Here is a 24,503-nt window from a genome sequence, read left to right as displayed (position 1 = left end):
CAGGTGGTTGGATTGAATTATTAGTGCAGCGAATTGAGCGAGTCTTATGGTAGGGAAGTTTGGTGGCCGCAAGCGCATAAACTTCCACAAATGAGTTTCAATAGGTGTTAGGTGGTATTTCTTACTCAAAAAAACGTATTCCTTTTGTAATTTGAGCGGATATTCATCTTTGAACTCACCATTTAAAAAACCGGCTTGCCCAAATATAAGCGCCTCAATTTGCATCGGATTATTTTTATGCTTGGCCAGTATGAGTTGCGGTAATGATTTTGCCAAAAGCTCAAAAGGCAGCGCATTGGTTTTAAAACCAAAATTTGCGGCTAAAAATTGATAAAAAGTTTCTTCCCAATCATTGCGATTAAGGGACAGGGTATCCGTTACCGCGATAGATCTTTTTTCCAATCGCTCTACCAAAACACGGGTGAGCCAGTTATGCATGATCAAGTTATCAATACTACCTATACTGGCTTCACAAGGTATAATGCGCTGGTTGCCGAAAACCATTTGGCGATAGCGGTCAAACAGTTCGTCAGGCACGCGATCTTTTAATTGTAATGTAGGAACTTTTCGGCCGTTGGGTAAAATCAGGGGCTCATCATTCCGGTAAACCACATGCAGTATGACGTTTTCATAAGCGTTATCAGTTGTATGGCCATGCTTATGCCAGTCAGACGCTGAAAGATGAACTTCAACATTGCCGGCCCACTCAGTACCGCCAATTCTGATGCGTGCATTGTGAAAGTCTGGGCCCGAATCTGTATTATGCATACCCACAGCTAATATCTCTAAAGCCTCACCATCATCGGTCTGTAAGCCTATACGGTCAAATAGCCGGAATTTCCAAACATAGTGCAAAAAGTCTTCGGTGAAAAACATGAAAACAAAGTACGCATTTTGCTAATTGGTTTGTTATGATTTTTTGATATCTACTGAAGAATAACTTATATTAATATTTGACTATAGCTTTAAAATTTATACTAATAGCTATAAAATTATCTCTTATTTTTAGCGCTGAATAAATCTACATGATATAAATGATAACCGAACAAATCAAAACAATACCTAAAACTACGGGCGAACGAATAAGATCAATAATTGGCGGCTCATTAGGTAATCTGGTAGAATGGTATGATTGGTATGTATACACAGCCTTTTCACTTTATTTTTCAGATGCATTTTTCCCATCAGACAATCAGACCGTACAGCTTTTAAACACAGCAGGAATTTTCGCTATAGGTTTTTTAATGCGCCCAATCGGTGGCTGGTTAATGGGGACATTTGCTGATAGGTACGGTCGCAAATCGTCTTTAACCTCATCGGTTTTGCTGATGAGTGTTGGTTCGCTCATTATTACGATAACGCCTGGTTACCGTTCAATAGGAGTGGCTGCGCCTTTGTTACTGGTGATAGCACGTATTATACAAGGCATAAGCGTAGGCGGTGAATATGGTACAAGCGCAACTTATTTAAGTGAGATGGCCGGGCGCAAACATCGCGGTTTTTATTCCAGTTTTCAATATGTTACACTCATAATGGGGCAATTGATGGCCCTGGGTGTTTTAGTTTTATTGCAACGTGTTTTTTTAACCGAACAGCAATTACATGATTGGGGCTGGCGTATTCCGTTCGGTATAGGTGCTTTTTTAGCTGTTATAACCATGTATTTAAGGCGAAGCCTTCATGAGTCTGTATCTTTTCAAAATGAGGATAAAAATGCCCGTTCAATGCAAGGCACGCTAAGTGCTTTGGCCAAACACCCGAAAGCTGTATTTACGGTAATAGGTTTAACTGCCGGAGGTACGCTTGCCTTTTATACGTTTACCACTTATATGCAGAAATTTCTGGTAAACACCTCTGGCTTTAGCAAAAGTGATGCAACTTCGGTATCAACGCTTACTTTGGCGGTGTTTATGTTATTGCAGCCAGTGTTTGGCTTACTATCCGACAAAATAGGCCGAAAGCCTTTGCTTATAGGTTTTGGCGTATTAGGCACGCTAACTACTATCCCCATCATGACACTTTTGAGTGAAACCAAAGATTTTTGGATGGCTTTTATCCTGATATTGTGCGCATTGATCATTGTAAGCGGGTACGCTTCTATAAATGCTGTAGTAAAGGCAGAGCTATTTCCTGCTAATGTACGGGCCTTAGGCGTTGGTTTTCCTTATGCCATCGCGGTTTCTTTATTCGGTGGTACGGCAGAGTATGTTGCCTTGCTGTTCAAAAATGAACATCATCAGCAGTGGTTTTATTGGTATGTTACGGTTTGTATAGCATTGTCGCTCATTTTGTATATTACCATGAACGATACCCGCAAACATTCTAAAATAGAAGATAATTGATATTATTTATGCCTGACAGATAGGGGGCAAATGCATATTTCATTTGTCATTGAACGCAAGTTAACTGGCAATGAATAAAAAAATACTAATTTTGCCTCCTTACCATAAAGGGACATGCCTACGTATATGGCCGATAGCAATAATTTATTTCAACTGGCAGTTACATTACTGCAACAACTAATATCTATACCATCTTTCAGTAAGGAAGAAGACCGCACTGCCGATCTGATCAATGAGCTTTTACAACAGCATGGCGTTCAAACTCATCGCAAAATGAATAATATTTGGGCCTGGAACAAGCATTTTGATGCTTCTAAACCCACTATTTTGCTTAATTCGCACCATGACACTGTAAAGCCTAATTCTGGTTATACACGTGATCCATATGATGCTAAAATTGAAGACGGTAAACTTTATGGCTTAGGGAGCAATGATGCCGGAGGTTGCCTGGTATCGCTTATTGCCGTGTTCCTTCATTTTTATGAGCGGGAAAACTTAAAATATAACTTTTGCCTGGCCACTACCGCCGAGGAAGAAATATCCGGCGTAAACGGCTTAGAATTGATTATCCCTGAATTAGGTAATTTAGAATTTGGCATAGTTGGTGAGCCAACACAAATGCACTTAGCTATTGCCGAACGCGGCTTAATGGTGCTTGACTGTGTTGCTCATGGCAGGGCAGGGCATGCCGCCCGTGAGGAAGGCGAAAATGCTATTTATAATGCACTAAAGGATATTGAGTGGTTCCGTAATTTTAAATTCCCTAAAGAGTCAGAAGTATTCGGCCCTATAAAAATGTCTGTTACAATTATTAACGCTGGCTCGCAACATAATGTGGTTCCGGCAAACTGCACTTTTACGGTAGATGTGAGGGTTACTGATGCTTATCGTAATGAAGAAGTACTGGAGATCATCCGTCAGCATGTAAGCTGTGATGTTAATCCACGTTCAATCCGCCTGAAACCATCCTCTATACCTAAAGAGCACCCTATAGTTCAGGCTGGTATTGCCTTAGGCAGAACCACATATGGTTCACCAACTACATCTGATCAATCGTTACTGGATATCCCTTCTGTTAAAGTTGGCCCCGGCGATTCAGCACGCTCACATACGGCAGATGAGTTTGTTTATGTTGACGAGATTAGGGAAGGTATTGAACTATACATCAAAATGCTGGAAAGCATCAATTAAGTTTTAAAGCTCACCTAAGAAACCGGCCAATGCCACTACCGTACCCAACAGTACGGCTATCATTTTGCGCCGGTTAAAGCGGTGGTCGGCATTTGATTCAAACAGAATGGTGGTTGATATATGCAAAAATATACCGATCACCACACCCATAATACGATTAAAGTAGTGTTGTAAATTACCAATGTTGCCATTGCTGAGTGCTGTGCTGAAAAAATATCCTGCAGGTGCCATTATGGCAAATAATACTACAAAAAATATTGTATTTCTTTTACTTTGTTTGTTGGTTAATAGTACGGTAGCCAACGCGAAGGCAGCCGGTATATGGTGTAGAGCTATCCCATAAACTAATTGATCCTGGTTGCCTTGTGCAAGGGGCATTCCCTCTAAAAATGCGTGCAGACATAAGCTAACCATAATACCCAGCGGAAATACCGCCAGATCATGTTTGGGTTTATGCATATGCCCATGCTCAATACCATCAGAAAACTGTTCAAGCACAATCTGGAATAAGAAACCTACAAGAATGAATACACCAACCAAATTGTCATTGCCATAATAAGCGTCAGGGATTAAATGGAGTACAGTTATCCCAAATAGAAATGCACCGCTAAAGGATAGTATCAGTTTAAGGGTTTTATAATTATCGCCCTTAAATAAAAATACAGATATGCCACCGCAAAAGGCACTAAGAAACAATAAAACAACTTTCCAGGCAGCCATTAAAAAGAGGGTTGTAGTTTTTTAAATAGTAAAGCAAATAATACTCCTATGAGTGTACCATACAAGGCACCACAAATTACATCAATAGGGAAGTGAACACCCACGTACACCTGGGCAAAACTAATTGAACCAGCCCACAATACAGCCCAGAACCATATCCAGCGCCATTTTCTGAAAAAAACAACGCTTAGGAATATGGCTATCGCAAAATGATCAGTAGCATGTGTTGATGGAAAACTGTAACCTGTACCACAGGGCACACGGCTAATATCGGTTTGCGAAACTATAGGATCACGGCAGGGTCTTAATCTTTTTACATTGTATTTGATGATACTGGCGCTGGTAAAATCGGCAAAGCCTGCTGTTATGGCTAAAAGCAGGATGATGATTGCACCGTGTTTTTTATATCGGTATACACAAAAACCAATGATGAAGATATATAACGGAATCCAAAATTTAGGATTGCGTAATAAAGGCATGACCCAGTCAAAAAAAGGATTTGACATATCATGGTTTATGAAATAAAATAAATGCCGGTCAAGTTGTAAAAGGTATTCAGGCATTGGTGGTTTTTATATAAATCTTTAATATAACAGCTTTGTTAAGCAATAATTGCCAAAGGTATCAATTAGTTTAAAACAACATTGATGCAATTAGATCAGCAGGAAGATAAATCAATTATATGTTACTATATTACTAATAAAATACGCAAAAAAAACGCATTTTTACGTTAAAATTGCACATTAGCTATTTGTGCTGCTTAACCGTTGAAAATCTAATGATTAAGTAGTTAATTATATTGTTATTGTGTATTTTGTCAATGAAAACAAGCATCTGAACAATATAATTAGTATATAGCTTCGATTAAATATTTTTACTTTTGCCACACAAAACAAAATAACTTTGACACTCATAAAATCTATTTCAGGGATACGCGGTACTATAGGTGGTGCAGCCGGCGATGGCTTAACACCGTTGGATATTGTAAAGTTCACCTCGGCTTATGGCGCTTGGGCAGTACAAAAATCAGGTATCAGAAAAATTGTTGTCGGCCGTGATGCCCGAATTTCTGGTGCTATGGTTAATAATCTGGTTACGGGTACTTTACAAGGTCTGGGTATTGATGTGATTGATCTTGGTTTATCAACTACACCAACCGTAGAAGTTGCCGTTACCGGCGAAAAGGCTGCGGGGGGTATCATACTAACTGCAAGCCATAACCCTAAACAATGGAACGCGTTGAAATTATTAAATACCAACGGCGAATTTATAAGTGACGCTGATGGTAAAGAAGTACTTGAAATGGCTGAGAACAGCGATTTTAAATATGCAGATGTAAATGATTTAGGAAAAGTTACGCTTGATAGCAGTTGGTTGCAAAAACATATTGATCTGATACTGGCCTTACCATTAGTTGACGTGAACGCTATCAGGAAAGCCAAGTTCAATATTGTAATTGATTGTGTTAACTCAACCGGAGGTATTTATGTACCTGCTTTATTAAAGGCTTTAGGTGTTGAAACCGTTCACGAACTTTATTGCGAACCTGATGGTAACTTTCCGCATAATCCTGAGCCTTTGCCAGAAAACCTGATCGCGCTATCGAAAGAAGTGCTTGCTAAAAGAGCTCATGTAGGCATTGCTGTCGACCCAGATGTTGACCGCCTTTGCTTTGTAAGTGAGGATGGAAATATGTTTGGCGAGGAGTATACTTTGGTAGCTGTGGCTGATTATGTATTGCAAAATACTAAAGGCAATACGGTATCAAATCTTTCTTCGACACGGGCCTTGCGTGATGTTACCGAAAAGGAAGGTGGTGAATATCATGCTGCCGCGGTAGGAGAGGTTAACGTGGTAAATAAGATGAAAGAGGTTAATGCTGTAATAGGCGGCGAAGGTAATGGCGGCGTTATATATCCTGAGTTACACTACGGCCGAGACGCGCTGGTAGGTATTGCTTTGTTTTTGACTCATCTGGCTAAATATGGTAAGTCGGTTTCAAGTTTGCGTATGTCATATCCTGGTTATTTTATTTCAAAAAATAAAATAACATTAACGCCCGAAATGGATATTGACGCTTTATTAAGTAAAGTGGAAGAGAAATACAGTAAACAACCGCACAGTACCATTGATGGACTCAAAATTGAATTTGATAAAGAATGGGTACATTTGCGTAAGTCAAATACTGAGCCCATAATCAGGATATACTCTGAAGGAAATTCAGAAACTGTAGCAAACGGGCTGGCAAACAAAATTATTGCCGATATAAAAGAGATTTTAAAAGTACAATAACAGGTTATCCTCAAGAAGTGTTTGTTAATGTTTCTTTATGGATAATCGTTAATTAATAAAAAATATACCCCAAAATTCTATAATAAATGCGTGTTTATTTTGATAATGCGGCTACTACACCGCTTGATCCTGAAGTTTTAAAAGAAATGTACAAGGTGATGGAGAACCATTATGGTAATCCTTCGTCTATTCATTCGCATGGTCGGGAAGCAAGAACATTGATTGAAAAATCACGCAAAACTATAGCTAACCTGTTGCATACCTCACCAGCTGAGATATTTTTTACATCAAGCGGTACCGAGGCAGATAATACAGCTATTCGCTGCGGTATTATTGACAACCAGATAACTCACGCCATCACCAGCCGTATTGAGCACCATGCTGTGATCCATACTTTCGAGGCTATGGAAAAAGCAGGTATCATCAAATTGAGCTTTGTTGATGTTGACAGCAAAGGCAATGTTGATTACGACCATCTGGAAACGTTATTGAAAAATAACGAACGCAGTTTTGTATCCATCATGCATGCTAATAATGAGATAGGTACCCTGTCAGATATGGAGCGCATTGGCGATCTGTGTGAGGCTTATAACGCCATTTATCACTGTGATACCGTACAAACTATGGGGCATTATCAGCATGATTTGAGCAAGCTCAAAGCTCATTTTTTGGTTTGCGCCGGGCATAAGTTACATGGCCCAAAAGGTGTAGGCTTTTTACATGTGAACCACCGTATTAAAATAAAACCCTTTATTTACGGTGGTGCGCAAGAGCGTAATATGCGTGGCGGTACCGAAAATATTTATGGTATAGTTGGTCTTGCTAAAGCGCTTGAGCTTGCTTACACAGAAATGGAGCAACACCAGCAGCATATACAGGGATTAAAATCATACATGATGGGTAAACTGATCGATCAGATACCTGGTATTGCTTTTAATGGTGAAACTGATGCTAATAAGAGTCTTTATACGGTGTTAAATGTAGCTTTCCCTGAAATGGAAATGGGAGATATGCTACTGTTTAACCTGGATATTGCCGGTATATCAGCTTCAGGTGGTAGTGCTTGCAGCTCAGGTACTGATATAGGTTCGCATGTGCTTACAGCAATTAACGCAAGTTCATCAAAGCCATCGGTTAGGTTCTCATTCTCTAAATATAATACTAAAGAGGAGGTTGATTACGTAGTGGCCAAAGTTCGAGAGCTTTGCCTTGTGAACGCATAATAAAACAATAAATATTTTAAGCCTGCTGTATAAATATATAGCAGGCTTTTTTATGTTTTTAATTTAAATAGGAAATTTATTTTCTTATTTTGATAATTTAAAAACAATATAGCAAGTCGATAGGTTTATTAATTAACAACTAAATGAAAAACCTATGATGACGAATAGTGGAGAAGCCTGGAATGACCAGGATAATAATCGTAATGATTTTGACAATAATACCAATTCATTTTCCGTTCAAAATGAAGATGCCTTTAACAGCAATGAACTTGATGACGATGAATTAAGAGAAGATGAAGGTGGCGGTGACGACGATGATCTGGAACCAACTTTTGATCAGGATGATTTGAACGACGGCGATGAGGAGGAATACGACCGACCTTTGGAAATTCCGAATGAAGGTGATGATAACGAAATACCAGAAGAAGGTGAATCAAACAATGAGGGAGCAGGTTATCATGCACAGCCAGAGGTTGATCAGCCGCAAACAGGTGCAGACACATCATATAGTGAGCAAAATGATGTAACTCCGCCAAATAAAAAAGAATTTCCTTCAGAAGGACATGTTGAAACAGACTTTGTTAGTCGCCCGCATGGCCGAACAACGGGCCGGATGATAGGCCATGAGCCAGGCACTGAAGGCCTTTAAGTGTAAATACTTGCTTTAAAAAAATAGAATAGGGGGGTAAAATAATGAACGATTATTTAAATCCTGATCAAAACCGGGAAAGTAACCAGCAGGGTTATAAAAACATGTATACAGGCACTGGACAAAATGAAAGATACATTGAAAAATATGGGCCTCACAGAGGGCATTTCAAGGTATTACATGAAGACGGTAGCCTGGCCGACCTTCCCGATCAGCATGTGGAAGGTGGAGGCGCATTAGCAGGTTGCATCACCAAATAATGTATTTTTTTAAAACAAGAAAGGCTATCCGAACCGGATAGCCTTTCTTGTTTTACGCTATAATTTTAATTAGCCATCATTTTGATGAATGAAGCTAATTTCTCTTTCATCTCTCTTCTGTCAACTATAAAATCAAGAAAACCGTGTTCCTGAACAAACTCCGCAGTTTGGAAGCCTTTAGGTAAATCTTTCTTAATAGTTTCTTTAATTACCCTTGGACCTGCAAAGCCTATTAATGCACCCGGCTCAGCAATGTTAATATCGCCCAACATAGCGTATGATGCAGTTACACCACCTGTAGTCGGATCTGTCAGTAATGATATATAAGGTATTTTAGCCTGTGATAATAAAGCCAATTTGGCTGATGTTTTGGCCATCTGCATCAGAGAGAAGGCTGCTTCCATCATCCGAGCACCGCCTGATTTGGATATCATCAGGAACGGAACTTTATTAGCTATAGCGTAATCAATAGAACGGGCAATTTTTTCGCCTACTACTGATCCCATTGAACCACCAATGAAATTAAAATCCATACAGGCAATTACAATATCTTGTCCATCAATTTTACCTGCTCCGGCACGTATAGCGTCTTTTAAGCCAGTTTTAAATTGTGTTTCGGTAAGCCTGTCAGTATATTTTTTAGTGTCCTCAAAGTGTAGTGGATCGCCTGAAGTAAGATCAGGGTACAACTCTGTAAATTCGTTATTATCAAAAAGTACTGAAAAGTATTCTTTTGAACCTATGCGCAGGTGATAGCCACAATAATGGCAAACATATTGATTTTCAACCTGCTCAGAATAATGTAGGGGTTTCTTACAATTAGGGCATTTATTCCAGATCCCATCGGGGGCTTCCTTCTTTTCCTCAGTAGTCGTAATTATCCCTTTCAACTCTCGTTTAAACCATGCCATATCTATGTCGAGCTCTTTCAATTGACCACAAAGAAACGAAAAAAATTAGATTTGAAACGGGAGATTTGTCATAAGAAATAAGATTTGTATCATTGAACAAAAAGAAAAAGATAAAAAACAGCAAAAAACTTTAAAAATCTTATATCTGTTGTGTTATATTTCATATCAAAATTATAACTTCGAGGCCCAAATAAAAGCTCATGGATTTAAAAAATTATAAAGGTGTTCTGCACGGCGATCAGGTGCAGGAACTATTTGAAGTAGCTAAAAAGCACCAGTTTGCTTTACCGGCGGTAAACGTTACTGGTACCAATACCATTAACGGGGTTATGGAAACTGCTAAGCAGGTAAACTCTCCGGTAATTATTCAGCTGTCAAATGGCGGTGCACAGTTTTATGCAGGTAAATCATTGGATAACTCTAAATTACAAGCTTGTATTTTAGGTGCGGTATCTGCAGCAAAACACGTTCATTTACTGGCAGAACATTATGGCGTTGCCGTAATTTTACATACAGATCATGCTGCCATGAAATTTTTACCGTGGATAGATGGTTTGCTTGAGCATGGTGAAAAGTTTTTTGCCGAAACCGGTAAACCTCTTTTCTCATCACATATGCTTGACTTATCTGAAGAGCCTATTGAGGAAAATATCGAAATTTCTGCAAAATACTTGGCACGTATGGCCAAAATGGGTATGACTTTGGAGATTGAATTGGGTGTAACTGGCGGTGAAGAAGATGGTGTTGACAACTCTGATGTTGACAGCTCACGCTTATATACCCAGCCAGAGGATGTTGCTTATTCATATGAGCATTTATCAAAAGTTAGCCATCGCTTTACAGTAGCAGCTGCTTTTGGTAACGTACATGGTGTTTACAAACCTGGTAACGTTAAATTACAGCCGGTAATTTTACATAACTCACAAGAGTATGTAAAACAACACTTTAGCTTAACTGCCGAAAAGCCAATCAACTTTGTGTTTCACGGCGGTTCAGGCTCAACTCAGGAAGAAATCCGCGAAGCTATTTCATATGGTGCTATCAAAATGAACATTGATACAGATATGCAATGGGCTTTCTGGGAAGGTATCAAAGATTATTACGTATCAAAAGAAGGTTATTTACAACACCAAATTGGTAACCCTGAAGGTGAAGATGCTCCGAATAAAAAATATTATGACCCACGCGTATGGTTACGCAAAGCCGAAGAGTCTTTTGTTAAAAGATTAGCTGCTGCTTTTGAGGACCTTAACTGCGTTGATGTAAACAGCAAGTTATAATATTCATTAAAAATTTAACAAAGCGCCATTACATTTGTTGTAATGGCGCTTTGTTGTTTATAACTTTTAATAAAAATCAAAATAATGACACCTCAAAAAAAGAATTTATTTGAAAGGTTTGCCAATTGGGCAACTATTGCTACCGGTAGTTCTGCGGCTTTCTTAATTGCTATAAGTGTCATTATTATATGGGGAGTAACTGGGCCTATATTTCATTATTCTGATACCTGGCAGCTAATTATAAATACAGGTACTACTATAGTTACTTTTCTGATGGTTTTTTTAATCCAGAAATCACAAAATAAAGATTCAAAGGCTATACACTTAAAGCTAAACGAATTATTGGCATCACATCAGGGGGCCAGCAACCGTATGGTTGATATAGAAGATATCACCGAAAAAGAGCTTGATCAGCTACATAAATTTTATGTACAGTTGGCAGCTCTGGCTGAGAAAGAAGATGATTTAACCTGCACGCATTCCATTGATGCCGCCGAAGAAAATCATACCAGCAAATTGAATTTACTTAAAACTAAACCACATTATACCAATGCCCACAAACTTAAAAGTAGAAAAAGCAACGGATCAAACAACCATTGATAAAGTACATGCTGTAAGGCATGAAGTATTTGTAATAGAGCAAAATTGCCCACCAGAATTGGAGTGGGAATTTGAAGAGGAATCAACACATTTTTTAGCCACTGTTGACGGAGAACCTGCCGGCGCATGCCGCTGGCGCAAAACTGATAAAGGATACAAGCTGGAGCGCTTTGCTGTATTGCAGAAGTTTCGTGGTCACGGAGTAGGACAAGCTCTCGTGCAAGCCGTTTTAAATGATTTACCTGATGATGCTGATTATGTATATCTGCATGCCCAGATACAAGCAGTATCACTTTATGAAAAATTCAATTTTGAAAAAACAGGGCCCGAGTTTGAAGAGGCAGGTATAAGGCATTATAAAATGATCAGGAAATAAATTATAAGTATGTGCAACTAATTGCATGGCTTCGTCGTCTTGCAATTAGTTAACCATTTTATATAAATCCTATGACCATTTTAAAACAACCATTGCTAAAGATCATATCTATTTATCTGCTTTTTTTTATTACCTTGCCTGTCCTGGCGCAGGATAAAACAAAAACAATAGGCAATAAGCTAAGTTCAAATGATCGTAATAACGGTTTCGGCATTGTGCAAGGTGGTCAGGTTGGCATCAAAATGAATGCAGGTAGCAAACCAGTTGAACTGCTTAAACTCAGATTTCATGTTGATAATCAATCTCAGGATACTATTCCCTTTAAAGTAAATGTGTATAATATGCCTGATAACGATCCGCAAAACAATCTGGTTAAAGATGAAGTAAGGGGGACTATAATTAGAAATAATAAGCCGGAGAATCAATTGATAATTATTGATCTTTCACCTTATAATATTAAGGTAAAAGGCAATATACTGGTATCTGTTGAGTTTCTGAAAACCGAACCCGGAAAATCGCTTGGCTTTGCTTGCGGATTGTTAAATGGTGGTACGTATTATAAAAGCGGGATAAATAGTAACTGGGCAAAAAGAGGGATAGTAGGTGCGGATTTTAATGTACTGGTTAAAAAACTAAATCTTAATTAGGTGTATAGTTCCTGTTCATCGGTATAATAAGTTTTGCGCGATCCATCTTTTATTTTGATCTCGGCGCCTTTTGGGCTATGTGTTTTCTTTGAATTGTGGATATGCATAAAATCCCTTACTTCGCCGTTAATAATATCAGGATTGGCATGAAGGATAGATTTTTCCGCGCCTTTCAATACCGAATGTATTGCACTAACTAAATCCTTTATTTTATCTGCCGGGATCTTATTTCCGGCTGAAAATGGTGATATGCCAGCATACCACAAGATCTCATCTGCATATGCATTGCCAATGCCTCTAATGATCTTTTGATCAAGGAGTATAGTTTTAATATTTGTTTTGGTTTTTTGCAGCCGCGTGGTCAGGTAATCCACCCCGCCATCTTTTGATAACGCATCAGGTGCATCTTTATCGGCTGGGTTTAAAGTTGGGTTAGCCATGCCCTGAAAATCTGTAAGGGCTAAGCCTGTGTTATCATTAAAAATCAATTCAATAATAGGATATTTATTATTGTTTTGGCTTTCAAATAAAAATAGTTTACCATGCAGCATCAGATGCAATGCCAAGACATCGCCTTTTGAAAACTTAATATATAATTCTTTACCTTCGCGGTATACCTTATCAAGCTTCTGGCCTTCAAGAGTATCTTTAAGTTCTTGATGGGATACATTTAACTTTTTAGCATTTATTATATTAACCTGTTTAACGGTTTTTCCTGCTAATTTTTTATCAAGATTATAACTAAACGCTTGCAGATCGGGTAATTCGGGCATGGCTTTCTATTTTATTAACGAAACCAAATATAACCGGATAAGTTTTTATTTTACGCATGGTTTATGCAGTTGCCCGGCCAAATCCAACAGTATCCCGATATAATTGAGGAGAAACATCTGCATTGGCTTTAAAAAAACGGCTGAAGTAATATTCATCATCGTAGCCCAGTTCATACGCTATCTCTTTTACCGGTTTGTTAGTTAAATACAATTCGCGCTTTGCCTCAATAACAATCCGTTCGGCAATGAGGTTACTGATTGTTTTATTAAAATGTGTTTTAGTAATGCGGGCTAATGCTTTTGCCGATATATTAAGCAGCTCTGCATAATCGCTTGCTGTATGTTTGGTTTTATAATGAGTATCAATGGCCTCTTTCAGGTCATTTAATATATGAGGTTCTTTATCTTTTTTATCCTGATCCTGTTCAAGTTCTTGTTGCTGAGATTTTAAACGCGAAGCCGTGATTAGGAATATTTTAAGATAGGATACCAAAATTTCATACTGCGCCAATGCCTTATTTTGCATTTCCGTTTTAATTTGGTTCAGTATAACATCAAATGTGGCTGCACTCGTTTCGTCAATTTTTATATACGGCGGATGATATATATTATTAAATAAGATGCCGTTGCATGATACCTCTTTATGATGTTTGTGGATACAAAAAAAATCAGGGTGAAACTGTATGGCCACGCCACTTATGTTTGTTTCCGACGATAGCATAAAAGGTTGATAGGGCGTGAAAGCCAGCATAGTATCTATACCAAAATCATAAGTTGAAAAATCAGATTTTAACTTTCCTTTTCCTTTCTTTATCCATATCACTGAAAAATAGTTGTTACGCTGTAAATGATCAAAATAACTGTTATCCTCAAACCAAAAAACTTTGAAAGCCAGGTTACCAGTTACGGGATCAACCGTAGTGTATATATTTTTTTCTTCTGACATTTATTTTTCTAATTGCGCTTTCAGAGCAGCATTCTCCGCCCTTAATTTATTAATGTATTCGTGTTGTGCCTGAAACTCGTCCCGAATTTCTTCGAGTGTGTACCTGGGGGTGATGTGTTGTGAGCAATTCCAATCGTACGCCTTCACTTTAAACAAAATTATTCTTTCTGGCTTAAATTTATAGTCTGCCAAATTGAGTTTGTTAAATAATTCTGTATTACCTTCAATAGGAAGTACACTTGCTTCGGCAAATATCTTTAACCGGGCCTGGGCTGCCTGGTCAAGTAAAAACAAAGCAACCTTATTATTAGTAACTAAGTTACCATTAGAGATATATTGCTTATTGCCACTAAAATCAAGAAAGCCAAGTGTTTCATGGTCAATTACCTTTAAAAAACCCTTAGGCCCACCACGAAACTGGATGTAAGGATAACCGTTTTCACTTATAGTAGACATATAAAAATTGTCCTGATGAGCTATAAACTCGGCTTCACTTTCGGTAAAACCATCAATATACCGATGTTGCTCCATACGGCCATAACTTGCCCGGCTTCCATAGCGTTCCTGAAAATCTTTTACAGCGTTTGTAAAAGCCATTTTTGGATAGTTCATGATGTGGTTTTTATAAATTAGTAAAATAAGTAAAAGCCAACAGTCACACTGTTGGCTTTTACCATTAATATATGAATTAAAGCGGATTAAGCTTCTATAGTAGCTAAAGGTTTTGCTACAGGAAAATCAATTTCAGTATTAGCCGTATTATTAAAATAGTTAGTTAACACACTTAGTGCCACATGACCAACAATTTCACCAATTTCGCCATCAGTAAAACCGGCCGCTTTTACTGCAGCTACATCTTCATCATTAACCAACCCTCTTTTTGCTGTTAGTGTATTAGCAAATGTGATGGCGGCATTTGTTTTCGGATCAGCTGTAACTCCACGACGGGCGTTTACTATGCTGTCAACGTCGATGTGTACCAGTTTTTCACTAATATAGGTATGTGCAGATAAACAGTAATCACAGTTGTTTTTTTCCGAAACAGATAATGCTAATAATTCGCCTGTTTTTGCTCCGAGTGCACCGTGAGATAAAGCGCCGCTTAGATTAAGGTATCCCTCTAATAAAGCTGGTGAATTACCCATTGTACGCATCATATTTGGAACAACACCTAATTTACCTTGTATTGCGTTAAATAATTCTTTTGTTTTTCCTGTAGCCTCTTCTGGGCTTATTGCTTTTAAACGTGCCATTGTTGTAGTTTTAGTTTTCTTCTTTTGTCGTTATTGACAATACAAAGTTGCACACTGCAGGCTTGCTAAAACATGGATGAATTTCGTTAGTACATGGACAATTTTACCAATTGTTCATATGACTATTCAGAAAAGGAATTTTTGATATTTTTTTATGGCTATTTCAACAGCGGTTGTTTGTGTTTTATTCAATTTACCAAACAGGTTGAGGGTTATATCTGCGCCACTTTTTTTGATAGTTCTGCGCCAGGTGCCTACTACCTGATTATCGACCACAATGGCAGCATCAAAAATAACATACATGGCCTGTTTTAAATATAATGGGTTAACCATAGCATCTCTGTCTTTATAAGCTATAGCAAATTCATCATACATCGGCAGCAAGTAAGCTTTATTTTTTTGGTGTATGTTTATTTCTTTATTAAATGGCATCCAATAAGTTTTACCATCAATTATTTCGTTAACCAGGTTTAATTTGGCATTTTCAAGTCCAAGCCTGGCATCAGTTATGGTTAATCCGGCCCAATAGGCAAAATCGTGCAGGGTAGCCGGGCCCCGGCTGTTAAAATAGCCCGCAGCAAGTTTGGTTAATGCTTCTTCATGGCTTAATGGCTGGGTTAGGGGGGCGCGGTCATCCAGTAAGGCGTAAGAAAACTGCTTTCCGTTACGGGCGCCGCTACAAATGACCTGGTCTAATTCGGCCCGGATCAGTAATAAGGAAAGGCGTGAATCGTTGGTGGCTATTCCGGCTTGTTTAAGTAGGTTGTCTATTTCTGGTCGTGTCAGTTGCTGGTTGTTTTGTAAAGCTTTTGCCAATAGATCGTTGCTTTGAGCAAATAGCTTATCAGTCAATTCAAATTTTTTATCCATGGCAACACTGGCTGCATGTATGCGTGGAGCAGTAAGCGTTAGTAGCCACCTGATATCAGTTGGAGAAACAAAGTGCCAGGTTGGCCGAAGTAAATGGGTACGCAATATTTTACCTTCATTTAACGCCTTTTCAATAGTGTTACTTTTGGCATTAGGCATTCGCAAGCCGATAGCCCATTGCGCGCCTGCGTAATCCTGAGCCTGCATGGCTACCATGTAACTAACAACGTCCTCGGGTTGGTTAAACCGCGAGTCGATAATTTGCTGATTATACATGCGTTTAGTGGCCAAGTAATTACTCTTCATCTTGTAAAGTCCTATATTATAAAGTTAAAATTTATGCTCAAAAATAACAGCGGCTTTCAATCAGTATAAAAAGTATGTGCTTTATAAAGGAGATAACTAATTTTACGCCTCATGATAAACAAAATAAAGCCCGGTTATTTCATAGGCGGATTAATAGTGGGTGTAGTTATTGGCCTCGTTTTACATAGTTTAAAGGCCGGCCTTGTCATAGGTGTATTAATTGGAGCTATGGTAACTGCCAGGCAAGGCAACGGGTAAATGCTATTTTTTGTTGCGTTTTTTTGTAACAAAGCTGTCTCAATATTGTGTGAAGGTTATGTTTACTTTTACTTAATGATTTGTTAATATAAAGAGGGTTATTTCGCAGCGCATGAAAAAAGGGCTTTGCGTTATATCACCTTTGACATTATTTAGCTTAATTATTAAGGTAAATAATGCCGCGCAAATACATCGTTCAGCAAAGTTTTTGACCAATTCTTCAAAGTCTTTCTTGTTTTCTGCTCATAAGGTAACTAATAATAAGATCTATCAAAGTTTAAATTATTCGGACAGTTATGGCAAACAGGCGTTATGCACAATCCTAAACCCTTAAATATATATCCTGGAAAGCAGCCACAAATATGTGTGTATGTTTATTAGGATATGAGAAGAAAAGAATTGCAGGTAATTGATCAAATGCCTGTTAGTTCTATTAATTATTTGATCAGTAAAAATTAATTGTAATTAGTAAAGGTATTTACCTCATGAATTTTAAAAAGTATCTGATTGTATTTCTCAGCTTTACGGCTTTGTATGGTTACGGCCAGGCGCCCGATCCTCAATACAAACTGGTAGGTAGTAATTTTATACAAATTAAAAATTATTACCTACTCACTTTATTTCAAAACAATGCTGCTGTAAAGCAAATGCTCAGTAATGATCCTGAGCTGGCAAAATTAACTCAAACCAGACTTGATAACATTAAATCGTCACTTACTTCTTGTAAGGATGTATTATGTTTTACAGAAAAACTGAAGTTTAGCGATGATGAGATCAAATCGGTTAGTGAACGCCTTACCACCTTATACAAAGCCGATAATGCTTTGGGTAATCTGGTAAAGCAACATCTGATACCATCGGGCACTTATATATTATATAAGGATCTGTCGCCGGTTCAATTGTTGGTTAAAGCATGGGAGCAAGATGCAAAGGCAGTTAATTATACCATTGAAGTGTATGCGGAAGGCCGTAAGCCTAATTACCCTCAAATAGACTCTATAGCTTTTAATGTAAAGAGCCGCCAATACCTTAACCTTGTTTATGATGCTTCGGCAACTATACTTGAAGAAAACAAAAAAGAAAAATTGTTTTTTGCCCCATCTATGAATTATGCTTTGCAGTGCCTTGAAATTAATGAAAGGGACGATGCTGCTAATGACGAACCAATGGTGCTTAAGGCCAATAAAACCGCGTTCAACAGAATTAAAACCATAAACTGGGCTAATTATAAATATACCATGATCCTGATACCTGGAGCTGGACCTGACATTAATGGGGTAGCCCTGAGTGCAGAAGGTATGTTGCGCTGCCGGGTAGCTGCCTTAAGATATTTTGAAGGTTTAGCGCCATTCATCATGACATCAGGAGGTAAGGTGCACCCTTATAAAACCAAATATTGTGAAGCTGATGAGATGAAAAAATACATGGTAGAAAAGTTACACGTGCCGGAAAATGCCATATTTGTTGATCCACATGCGCGCCATACTACTACCAATATGCGCAACTGTGTGCGGATCATATTCCGTTACGGTATGCCATTCAGCAAGCCGTGCATTACCTCAACAGATAAATACCAAAGCTACTTTATAGAAAACATGGCCGGTCGTTGCCAGAAGGAACTGGGTTATGTGCCTTATACATTAGGCAAACGCCTTTCTGAAACCGAACAGGAGTTTTACCCGGTTATAACATCCCTGCAAATTGATGCTGACGAGCCCCTTGATCCATAGGTCGTAAATAATACAAGCCTGTGTTATATATTATTAAAAATATCATATTATATAAAAATGAAGAAAATATACTTGACATTAATAACGGTCTTATCAATAGGCTTAATGTCGTTTTTAACTTATGCTGTTGATATGCATACTGTGCGTTCATTCACGGTTGATTCATTAGGGGCATGCCAGGGAATATCATACCAAAACGGAAGAATATTTTTATACGGCGATAGGGAAGTGGGTATGATCAGAGAATTTAAAATGGTGGGAGATAGCCTTACTTATATTAATAAAGAATATAAACTTACCCAAAATGGACAGGATGTAATTAACCACCCTACAGGTGTTGCTTATAATGGCTCAGATCCCACTTTCATGGGCAACTCTATCCGTCTTAACAAAGAAGGAACTAAATGGAAAGCCGTGATTTATTGTATTGACTGGAAAGGTTTATTAAAAACAGGTACGCTTGACGGTAACCTAATCAATACCATTGATGATGACGCCTGCATACAAGGTACCCGTCCAGAATATATAAAGTATAATAATAAGTGGTATGTGGCTACTGCCGATTACGGAAATAATGGCAACGAAGTTAGACTCTATGATCCGGCTGCTTTAAAAAAAGCAAGTAAAACGAGTGATAAAGGAGTATTGTATAAAAAATTCACCTGCACCGCCTGGGTTCAAAACCTGCATTGGGTAGCATCAAAAAATGTATTGGTGCTTATTCAAAATCAAAAAGAAGGCAGAATGTGGCGTTTTACTTATGTTGATCTGAAAAAATCAATTGAAACAGGTACACAACAGGTAATCAAAGAGGTAAATGTTGAAGGAAAGCAGGATGAACTTGAAGGTTTTTCGTTTTTAGGCAGCCTTGATAAAGGTATAGCGGTATCATCTTCACGAAAAAACAACATAACATTTACTAACACAGCCTGGTAAATTACCAGTGTTTAACAAAGGTTAGAGTTGAAAAAGTTATGTTTTGTAAACTTAAAGTAGTTAATGTAAACTTAACACTAAGGCTTTATTCGCTTAAGACTATTGAATTAATTTTGTGCTTTCATTGAGGTATTTATAATTTATATCTGCAAATATTATAAATATAGAATATTGTACTACTAAAACGATATTTATTAATCATAAACTTTTGGCCTATGTAGATACCGCTCTATTTTAAAATCGAAGCCGGCGAAAAATGAACCGGAGAATACGCTCATATTCTCGCGGTCCGGAATTAATTGTCAAATAACTGGAAAAGCGGTTGCAATGCTTTCAGGAGTTACCATTAACAATCAATATTTAAATATATGTATAAAAAGATTACACTAAATCTTTTAAAAGAAAATCTTATAAAGATAAACGCTGTATTGCTCATAGTGTTTGCATTTTTACAACCTGTATATGCAAATAGCATTAAAGCAAGCACCGTAAACAAAAATGTTATAGAAGCGCCTGTGAAAATATCAGGTACTATAACTGACGAAAAAGGCTTACCCTTACCCGGCGTAAGTGTTTATGAAAAAAAATCGCACAAAGGAACAGCTTCAGATGTGAACGGTAAATACAACGTTACCGTTGAAGAAGGATCAACCCTTGTTTTTGCCTTTGTTGGTTATACTAACCAGGAAATTTTAGTAGGCAATAAAACACAAATTAACGTTAAGCTGATGCCTTCAACCAACATCCTCAATGAGGTGGTTGCTATTGGTTACCAAACTGTGCGTAAAAGCGATTTTACTGGTGCAATTGCCAGTGTTAAATCTGAGGAACTGAATTTAACAGCACCAACTGCAGGACAGGCGCTTGTTGGTAAAGTGGCAGGTGTTCAGGTATCACAGGTTAGCGGTTCACCTTACTCAACCACTAAAATCAACGTACGTGGTGTTGGTTCATTCCTTGCAAGTTCAGATCCGCTGTACGTAATTGATGGTTACGCGGCAGGTAACGATTTATTTATTAACCCTGATGATATTGAATCAATTGATGTATTGAAAGATGCGGCATCAGCTGCTATTTACGGTTCAAGAGCTGCAGGTGGTGTTGTGCTTATCACTACCAAACATGGTTCAAAGGAAAACAGCAAAGGTAAATTTGAGTATGACGCTCAGGTTGGCGTTAACGGCCTGGCTAAAAAAGTTGATCTTTTAAATTCTGATCAATTTGCTCAACTGGTAATAGATGGCCGTAACAACTCATACCATGACCTTTGGGTAACTACAGGCCATACCTGGAATGATGCCATGTATTCAGATGATAACGCGACACGTGTTAAAAACGTAGGTAATGCCAGTTCAGTAAGTGTACCTCCATACTTATATAACTTCGCAACCCAATCGCTTATCCACCAAACTATTAATACCGACTGGCAAGATGAGTTATATCGTCACCCGGTAACACAAAGCCATAACCTTTCGTTCTCCGGTAATTCAAATGGTACAAGATATTATTTCAGTACCGGTTATCAGGATCAGCCAGGTATTTTGTTAGGTACCGGACAGAAAAAAATTAACTTGCGTGCCAATATTGATGGTCAGATAGGTAAAAGGTTAAAAGTAGGTGCCAATATAGCATTTACTCAAACGGATAACCAGGAGTCGCAAGATGGTCGTTGGGATCATAGCCCGGCATTCGGTGCATTGATATACATGCCGTTTTTCCCGGCTTACAATCCTGATGGCAGTATTGCTACCAACGTTGCGGCAGCGCAATCAACATTGTACGCTTACCAGTCAATTGAAAATCCGATTGCTACGGCAACGTTGATAAAAATAAACCGTTTAGGCGACAGGGGAACTTATAATGTGCATGCCAATTACAATATCTGGGACGGCCTTTCATTTAATGCCAACCTGGGTATGCAAACCTATGCTGAAAACTATAACTATTACTTGCCTACTAACATAAGTAACGGTGCAAACCCTCCGGGTTCATCTCAGTCAATACAGGCTGCAAAAGCTATTCGTCAAACAATTAATTACCGTGACCAGTTAGGTGAGTTTACCTTAAACTATACCAAACAGGTAGGTAAAAATCACTTCGACGGATTAGCAGGTTACACCGCTCAAAAAACAACTAATAATGTGCTTTCTTTACAAGGTATGGGTTTCCAAAATGATAACATACCTAATATAAGCGGTGCTAACCCGGCTCAGATAACATTGATAACGCCTCAAAGCCCTTATTTTGAAGGCATACAACCTACAGGAGATGATACTTATACATTATTGTCATATCTGGGTAGGGTAAATTATAATTACGACAGCAAATATTTCTTGTCTGCTTCATTCCGTACAGATGGCGCTTCTCGTTTTGGTAGTAATACCAGGTATGCGAGTTTCCCATCAGTATCGGCAGGATGGAACTTGTCTGACGAGTCGTTTTATCACGGCTGGCTTGGCGATCAATCAACCGTTAAATTACGCGCCAGCTGGGGCTTAAGTGGTAATAATAATATTGGTAATTATACTTCGCAACAGTATTTTAACTCTCCTGCAAACGCGGTATTTGGTACCCCTGGTGCTACAGCGCCTTCACTTACTGCCGGTAATATTGCAGATAGGGATTTGACATGGGAAACAACATCACAATATAACTTTGGCGCCGATTTAGGGTTATTAAAAGGTCGACTTTTCATTATTGTGAATTATTACCTGAGTCATTCTTATAACCTGTTATTCAAAGAACCAATATCTGCTATTTCAGGAAGTACAACTGTAACCACCAATTTAGGTGAAGATTCAAGAATAAGCAATAAGGGTTTTGATTTTCAGGTTGATGGTAAAGTAATTGCCAAAAAAGATTTCAGCTTAAACTTAAGCGGTAATATTTCCATAAACCGTAACAAAGTATTAAACCTTGGTAATAGCAATACTATTATCAGCGCAGGTGCCGAGCGTTCATACTTAACTAACATTACTCAAACCGGACAACCGGTGGGTATGTTTTACGGTTATAAAGTTGCAGGTATGGTTACCCCGGCCGATTTGGCTAATATAGCTGCCGACCGCGCCAACTTTAATACTACTACACAATCTTACCCTGCAGGTTATAAAATTAAAGGCCCACCAATTTCAACATTCTCAACCACTCCAATACAAGCTGGTGATCTTTACTTTAAAGATGTTAATGGTGATGGTGTAATTAATGCTAAGGATGCCGGTATTATTGGTACTCCATATGCTAAGTTCACTTATGGTTTTGCTATTAACGCAACCTTCAAAAACTTCTACTTTAGCTCAGCGTTTGCCGGTTCATATGGTAACCAAATAGTTGACGGACAAGATTATTACCTGTACAATATGGAAGGTTCTGGTAATCAATACGCAGATGTTGCTGATCGTTACCGTAACGCAACTGATCAGGGCGCTGGGAGCGTTTACCGTGCATCACGCGGAAGTACACAAAGTAACAGTACCAGGTTATCAACCTTTTATTTACAAAGCGGATCTTTCTTAAGAAATACCAACATGACTTTAGGTTATACGCTTAAGTCTGATTATATCAGCCGTAACCTTGGTTTAGGTTCATTGCGGATATATGGTGCGGTTAATAATGGTTTTACTATTACTAAATATAAAGGCTATAACCCGGAGGTTAACTACAACTATTCATACAGTGGTTCATCAAATACAAACCTTACCCCAGGTATTGATTATGGTGTTTACCCGTTGGTACGTTCATATAATTTAGGTATTAAAGCTACCTTTTAATTAAAAAATAATTCTGAAGCAAATGAAGAATAAATATATAAAGTTGTTTAGCCTGGTTGCATTATTAGCATTGGGCTCATGCAAAAAAGACTTTTTAGAGCAAAGCAACCCGGATGGTTCTTTAATAAGCAAAGCTTTTAAAACCGAAAATGATGTGTTATTAGCGGTAAACGGTTGTTATGCACAATTGAGAAGTGGTAACACCGTAGGTGAAGGAAGCGATCTGTGGACCGACCAACGTTCTGATGACACCGGGACAAATGATAATCAATCAAACGCTGGCGAGCCTTTCGGATTCAATAACTTCTCATTGATACCTACCAATAGTTATTTGTTTACACATTGGAGCGCGATGTATTCAGTTATATCTAACTGTAATATCGTACTATCAAATATAGACAAGGTAAATTTTGCCAAACCTGAAACCAAACAGCAATATAAAGCCGAAGCAGAATTTATACGTGCTTTGATATATTTCCACATGGTTAGGGAATGGGGTGATGTACCCTTGGTTACCAAGCAGTTTACAGATCTGGATGAAGTTGCAGCAAGTACAGCACGTACGCCACAGGCCACTGTATATGCCCAAATAGTTGCCGATTTAAAAGATGCACAAGGCAGCCCACTTCCTGCTACCCAGTCGGCAGGTACTATTGGCCGTATATCACTTGCAGCTGTAAATACTTTATTAGGTCAGGTTTATTTAACCATGGCAACTACGTTGGATGCAGCTAATAAAACAACAAACTTAAATAATGCCTTAACAAGCCTCACTGCTGCTTACAACGCTAAAACCTTTGGTAATTTGAAGGATATACCTTATACCGATGTATTTGATGTGAGCAAAAAGGGCTCTTGTCCTGAGTTGATCTGGCAGATAGTGAATATACAAGGTGACCCTATTTATAGTTCAAGCATAGCTGCAAACAGCCAGGCTAAGGGTGAAACCATCAATTCACAAAAATCATCAAGCAGTGTTGGTCTTAACGTAACACATGATTTGGTAAATGATTATGAAACAAATGATCCACGTGGTACATTTTCCATAAAATTTGCGAATGATGCATCTGTTAAAGATTGGTTTGTAACCAAATTCAGGGATGTAAGTTCAAGTGCCGGTAAAAATGGATATGGTGGTAATGACTGGATATTGATGCGCTACGCTGATGT

Annotated in this window: 24 protein-coding genes; 15 read left to right on the top strand and 9 right to left on the bottom strand. The window is 38.3% G+C overall.

The features are described from left to right. On the bottom strand, positions 1-876 hold an 876-nt coding region (locus tag AAGC65_RS15845; RefSeq protein ID WP_343113435.1), incomplete at its 3' end, for a DUF2851 family protein. 158 nt (positions 877-1,034) lie between these two features. On the opposite strand from AAGC65_RS15845, the gene AAGC65_RS15840 reads away from it, so the two are divergent. Next, the gene (locus AAGC65_RS15840; protein ID WP_343113434.1) at positions 1,035-2,342 is read left to right on the top strand and encodes an MFS transporter; all 1,308 of its coding nucleotides are present in this window, start codon (positions 1,035-1,037) and stop codon (positions 2,340-2,342) included. Positions 2,343-2,456: 114 nt separating this feature from the next. After that, positions 2,457-3,533, top strand: a complete 1,077-nt coding sequence (locus AAGC65_RS15835) for a M20 family metallo-hydrolase (RefSeq protein ID WP_407940676.1) — start codon at positions 2,457-2,459, stop codon at positions 3,531-3,533. Between the two features lie 3 nt (positions 3,534-3,536). On the opposite strand, the gene AAGC65_RS15830 is transcribed toward AAGC65_RS15835, so the two are convergent. Continuing rightward, a complete protein-coding gene (locus tag AAGC65_RS15830; RefSeq protein ID WP_343113433.1) occupies positions 3,537-4,253 on the bottom strand; it encodes a ZIP family metal transporter in 717 nt (238 codons plus the stop codon). Next, positions 4,253-4,759, bottom strand: coding sequence for a phosphatase PAP2 family protein (locus tag AAGC65_RS15825; RefSeq protein ID WP_343113432.1), 507 nt, complete (start codon positions 4,757-4,759; stop codon positions 4,253-4,255). The genes AAGC65_RS15830 and AAGC65_RS15825 overlap by 1 nt, the downstream gene beginning before the upstream one ends. Before the next feature lie 397 nt (positions 4,760-5,156). On the opposite strand from AAGC65_RS15825, the gene glmM reads away from it, so the two are divergent. The 4 genes from glmM (at position 5,157) to AAGC65_RS15805 (ending at position 8,677) form a co-directional block, all read left to right on the top strand. Next, complete coding sequence (gene glmM, locus AAGC65_RS15820) at positions 5,157-6,545, top strand: phosphoglucosamine mutase (RefSeq protein WP_343113431.1); 1,389 nt, start codon at positions 5,157-5,159, stop codon at positions 6,543-6,545. An 86-nt stretch (positions 6,546-6,631) separates the two neighbouring features. Continuing rightward, on the top strand, positions 6,632-7,768 hold the full coding sequence (locus tag AAGC65_RS15815) for a cysteine desulfurase family protein (protein WP_343113430.1): 1,137 nt from the start codon (positions 6,632-6,634) through the stop codon (positions 7,766-7,768). 154 nt (positions 7,769-7,922) lie between these two features. Continuing rightward, positions 7,923-8,417 (top strand): hypothetical protein, encoded by a 495-nt coding sequence (locus AAGC65_RS15810; RefSeq protein ID WP_343113429.1) that lies wholly within the window; start codon positions 7,923-7,925, stop codon positions 8,415-8,417. 44 nt (positions 8,418-8,461) lie between these two features. Next, positions 8,462-8,677: a hypothetical protein gene (locus AAGC65_RS15805; protein ID WP_343113428.1), complete on the top strand. Its 216-nt coding sequence runs from the start codon at positions 8,462-8,464 to the stop codon at positions 8,675-8,677. A 65-nt stretch (positions 8,678-8,742) separates the two neighbouring features. Here the strand turns inward: AAGC65_RS15805 and accD are convergent, their stop codons facing one another. Beyond that, the gene (accD, locus tag AAGC65_RS15800; protein WP_343113427.1) at positions 8,743-9,588 is read right to left on the bottom strand and encodes an acetyl-CoA carboxylase, carboxyltransferase subunit beta; all 846 of its coding nucleotides are present in this window, start codon (positions 9,586-9,588) and stop codon (positions 8,743-8,745) included. 200 nt (positions 9,589-9,788) lie between these two features. On the opposite strand from accD, the gene fbaA reads away from it, so the two are divergent. The 4 genes from fbaA to AAGC65_RS15780 all read left to right on the top strand — a co-directional run bounded on the left by fbaA (position 9,789) and on the right by AAGC65_RS15780 (position 12,491). Further along, positions 9,789-10,868: a class II fructose-bisphosphate aldolase gene (gene fbaA / locus AAGC65_RS15795; protein WP_343113426.1), complete on the top strand. Its 1,080-nt coding sequence runs from the start codon at positions 9,789-9,791 to the stop codon at positions 10,866-10,868. Between the two features lie 84 nt (positions 10,869-10,952). Beyond that, positions 10,953-11,468 (top strand): low affinity iron permease family protein, encoded by a 516-nt coding sequence (locus AAGC65_RS15790; RefSeq protein WP_343113425.1) that lies wholly within the window; start codon positions 10,953-10,955, stop codon positions 11,466-11,468. Continuing rightward, on the top strand, positions 11,419-11,844 hold the full coding sequence (locus AAGC65_RS15785; protein ID WP_343113424.1) for a GNAT family N-acetyltransferase: 426 nt from the start codon (positions 11,419-11,421) through the stop codon (positions 11,842-11,844). Before AAGC65_RS15790 ends, AAGC65_RS15785 begins: the two co-directional genes overlap by 50 nt. A gap of 71 nt (positions 11,845-11,915) precedes the next feature. Further along, positions 11,916-12,491, top strand: coding sequence for a hypothetical protein (locus AAGC65_RS15780; protein WP_343113423.1), 576 nt, complete (start codon positions 11,916-11,918; stop codon positions 12,489-12,491). Here AAGC65_RS15780 and AAGC65_RS15775 read toward each other — a convergent pair. The 5 genes from AAGC65_RS15775 to AAGC65_RS15755 form a co-directional block, all read right to left on the bottom strand. Then, entirely contained in the window at positions 12,488-13,264 is a 777-nt protein-coding gene (locus tag AAGC65_RS15775; protein ID WP_343113422.1) for a DNA-formamidopyrimidine glycosylase family protein, read from the bottom strand. The genes AAGC65_RS15780 and AAGC65_RS15775 overlap by 4 nt on opposite strands. Before the next feature lie 61 nt (positions 13,265-13,325). Further along, positions 13,326-14,210 carry a helix-turn-helix domain-containing protein gene (locus AAGC65_RS15770; RefSeq protein WP_343113421.1) on the bottom strand — a complete coding sequence of 295 codons (885 nt, stop codon included), beginning with the start codon at positions 14,208-14,210 and terminating at the stop codon, positions 13,326-13,328. After that, positions 14,211-14,822 carry a pyridoxamine 5'-phosphate oxidase family protein gene (locus tag AAGC65_RS15765; RefSeq protein ID WP_343113420.1) on the bottom strand — a complete coding sequence of 204 codons (612 nt, stop codon included), beginning with the start codon at positions 14,820-14,822 and terminating at the stop codon, positions 14,211-14,213. A gap of 86 nt (positions 14,823-14,908) precedes the next feature. Further along, positions 14,909-15,463, bottom strand: coding sequence for a peroxidase-related enzyme (locus AAGC65_RS15760; RefSeq protein ID WP_343113419.1), 555 nt, complete (start codon positions 15,461-15,463; stop codon positions 14,909-14,911). A 126-nt stretch (positions 15,464-15,589) separates the two neighbouring features. Continuing rightward, positions 15,590-16,639 (bottom strand): winged helix DNA-binding domain-containing protein, encoded by a 1,050-nt coding sequence (locus AAGC65_RS15755; RefSeq protein ID WP_343113418.1) that lies wholly within the window; start codon positions 16,637-16,639, stop codon positions 15,590-15,592. A 111-nt stretch (positions 16,640-16,750) separates the two neighbouring features. Here AAGC65_RS15755 and AAGC65_RS15750 point away from each other — a divergent pair, with 111 nt between their 5' ends. From AAGC65_RS15750 to AAGC65_RS15730, 5 genes are all read left to right on the top strand, one after another. Next, complete coding sequence (locus tag AAGC65_RS15750) at positions 16,751-16,897, top strand: hypothetical protein (protein WP_343113417.1); 147 nt, start codon at positions 16,751-16,753, stop codon at positions 16,895-16,897. Positions 16,898-17,382: 485 nt separating this feature from the next. Further along, a complete protein-coding gene (locus AAGC65_RS15745; protein ID WP_343113416.1) occupies positions 17,383-18,627 on the top strand; it encodes a YdcF family protein in 1,245 nt (414 codons plus the stop codon). Positions 18,628-18,684: 57 nt separating this feature from the next. Beyond that, positions 18,685-19,563, top strand: coding sequence for a hypothetical protein (locus AAGC65_RS15740; protein WP_343113415.1), 879 nt, complete (start codon positions 18,685-18,687; stop codon positions 19,561-19,563). Between the two features lie 368 nt (positions 19,564-19,931). Further along, positions 19,932-23,333 carry a TonB-dependent receptor gene (locus AAGC65_RS15735; protein WP_343113414.1) on the top strand — a complete coding sequence of 1,134 codons (3,402 nt, stop codon included), beginning with the start codon at positions 19,932-19,934 and terminating at the stop codon, positions 23,331-23,333. Positions 23,334-23,355: 22 nt separating this feature from the next. Continuing rightward, positions 23,356-24,503: RagB/SusD family nutrient uptake outer membrane protein (locus AAGC65_RS15730; protein ID WP_343113413.1), on the top strand; the 1,148-nt coding region annotated here is incomplete at its 3' end.

This window comes from Mucilaginibacter sp. (assembly GCF_039207105.1).
Taxonomy (GTDB): Bacteria; Bacteroidota; Bacteroidia; order Sphingobacteriales; family Sphingobacteriaceae; genus Mucilaginibacter.
This window is presented reverse-complemented; position numbering and strand designations above follow the sequence as displayed.

Coding starts and splice junctions, on each gene's coding strand:
- AAGC65_RS15825 (WP_343113432.1), bottom strand. CDS start 4,759: ATGTCAAATCCTTTTTTTGACTGGGTCATGCCTTTATTACGCAATCCT.
- AAGC65_RS15775 (WP_343113422.1), bottom strand. CDS start 13,264: ATGCCCGAATTACCCGATCTGCAAGCGTTTAGTTATAATCTTGATAAA.
- AAGC65_RS15835 (WP_407940676.1), top strand. CDS start 2,457: ATGCCTACGTATATGGCCGATAGCAATAATTTATTTCAACTGGCAGTT.
- accD (WP_343113427.1), bottom strand. CDS start 9,588: ATGGCATGGTTTAAACGAGAGTTGAAAGGGATAATTACGACTACTGAG.
- fbaA (WP_343113426.1), top strand. CDS start 9,789: ATGGATTTAAAAAATTATAAAGGTGTTCTGCACGGCGATCAGGTGCAG.
- AAGC65_RS15750 (WP_343113417.1), top strand. CDS start 16,751: ATGATAAACAAAATAAAGCCCGGTTATTTCATAGGCGGATTAATAGTG.
- AAGC65_RS15735 (WP_343113414.1), top strand. CDS start 19,932: ATGTATAAAAAGATTACACTAAATCTTTTAAAAGAAAATCTTATAAAG.
- AAGC65_RS15785 (WP_343113424.1), top strand. CDS start 11,419: ATGCCCACAAACTTAAAAGTAGAAAAAGCAACGGATCAAACAACCATT.
- AAGC65_RS15760 (WP_343113419.1), bottom strand. CDS start 15,463: ATGGCACGTTTAAAAGCAATAAGCCCAGAAGAGGCTACAGGAAAAACA.
- AAGC65_RS15770 (WP_343113421.1), bottom strand. CDS start 14,210: ATGTCAGAAGAAAAAAATATATACACTACGGTTGATCCCGTAACTGGT.
- AAGC65_RS15830 (WP_343113433.1), bottom strand. CDS start 4,253: ATGGCTGCCTGGAAAGTTGTTTTATTGTTTCTTAGTGCCTTTTGCGGT.
- AAGC65_RS15840 (WP_343113434.1), top strand. CDS start 1,035: ATGATAACCGAACAAATCAAAACAATACCTAAAACTACGGGCGAACGA.
- AAGC65_RS15780 (WP_343113423.1), top strand. CDS start 11,916: ATGACCATTTTAAAACAACCATTGCTAAAGATCATATCTATTTATCTG.
- AAGC65_RS15740 (WP_343113415.1), top strand. CDS start 18,685: ATGAAGAAAATATACTTGACATTAATAACGGTCTTATCAATAGGCTTA.
- AAGC65_RS15790 (WP_343113425.1), top strand. CDS start 10,953: ATGACACCTCAAAAAAAGAATTTATTTGAAAGGTTTGCCAATTGGGCA.
- AAGC65_RS15755 (WP_343113418.1), bottom strand. CDS start 16,639: ATGAAGAGTAATTACTTGGCCACTAAACGCATGTATAATCAGCAAATT.
- AAGC65_RS15765 (WP_343113420.1), bottom strand. CDS start 14,822: ATGAACTATCCAAAAATGGCTTTTACAAACGCTGTAAAAGATTTTCAG.
- AAGC65_RS15745 (WP_343113416.1), top strand. CDS start 17,383: ATGAATTTTAAAAAGTATCTGATTGTATTTCTCAGCTTTACGGCTTTG.
- AAGC65_RS15805 (WP_343113428.1), top strand. CDS start 8,462: ATGAACGATTATTTAAATCCTGATCAAAACCGGGAAAGTAACCAGCAG.
- AAGC65_RS15810 (WP_343113429.1), top strand. CDS start 7,923: ATGATGACGAATAGTGGAGAAGCCTGGAATGACCAGGATAATAATCGT.
- AAGC65_RS15815 (WP_343113430.1), top strand. CDS start 6,632: ATGCGTGTTTATTTTGATAATGCGGCTACTACACCGCTTGATCCTGAA.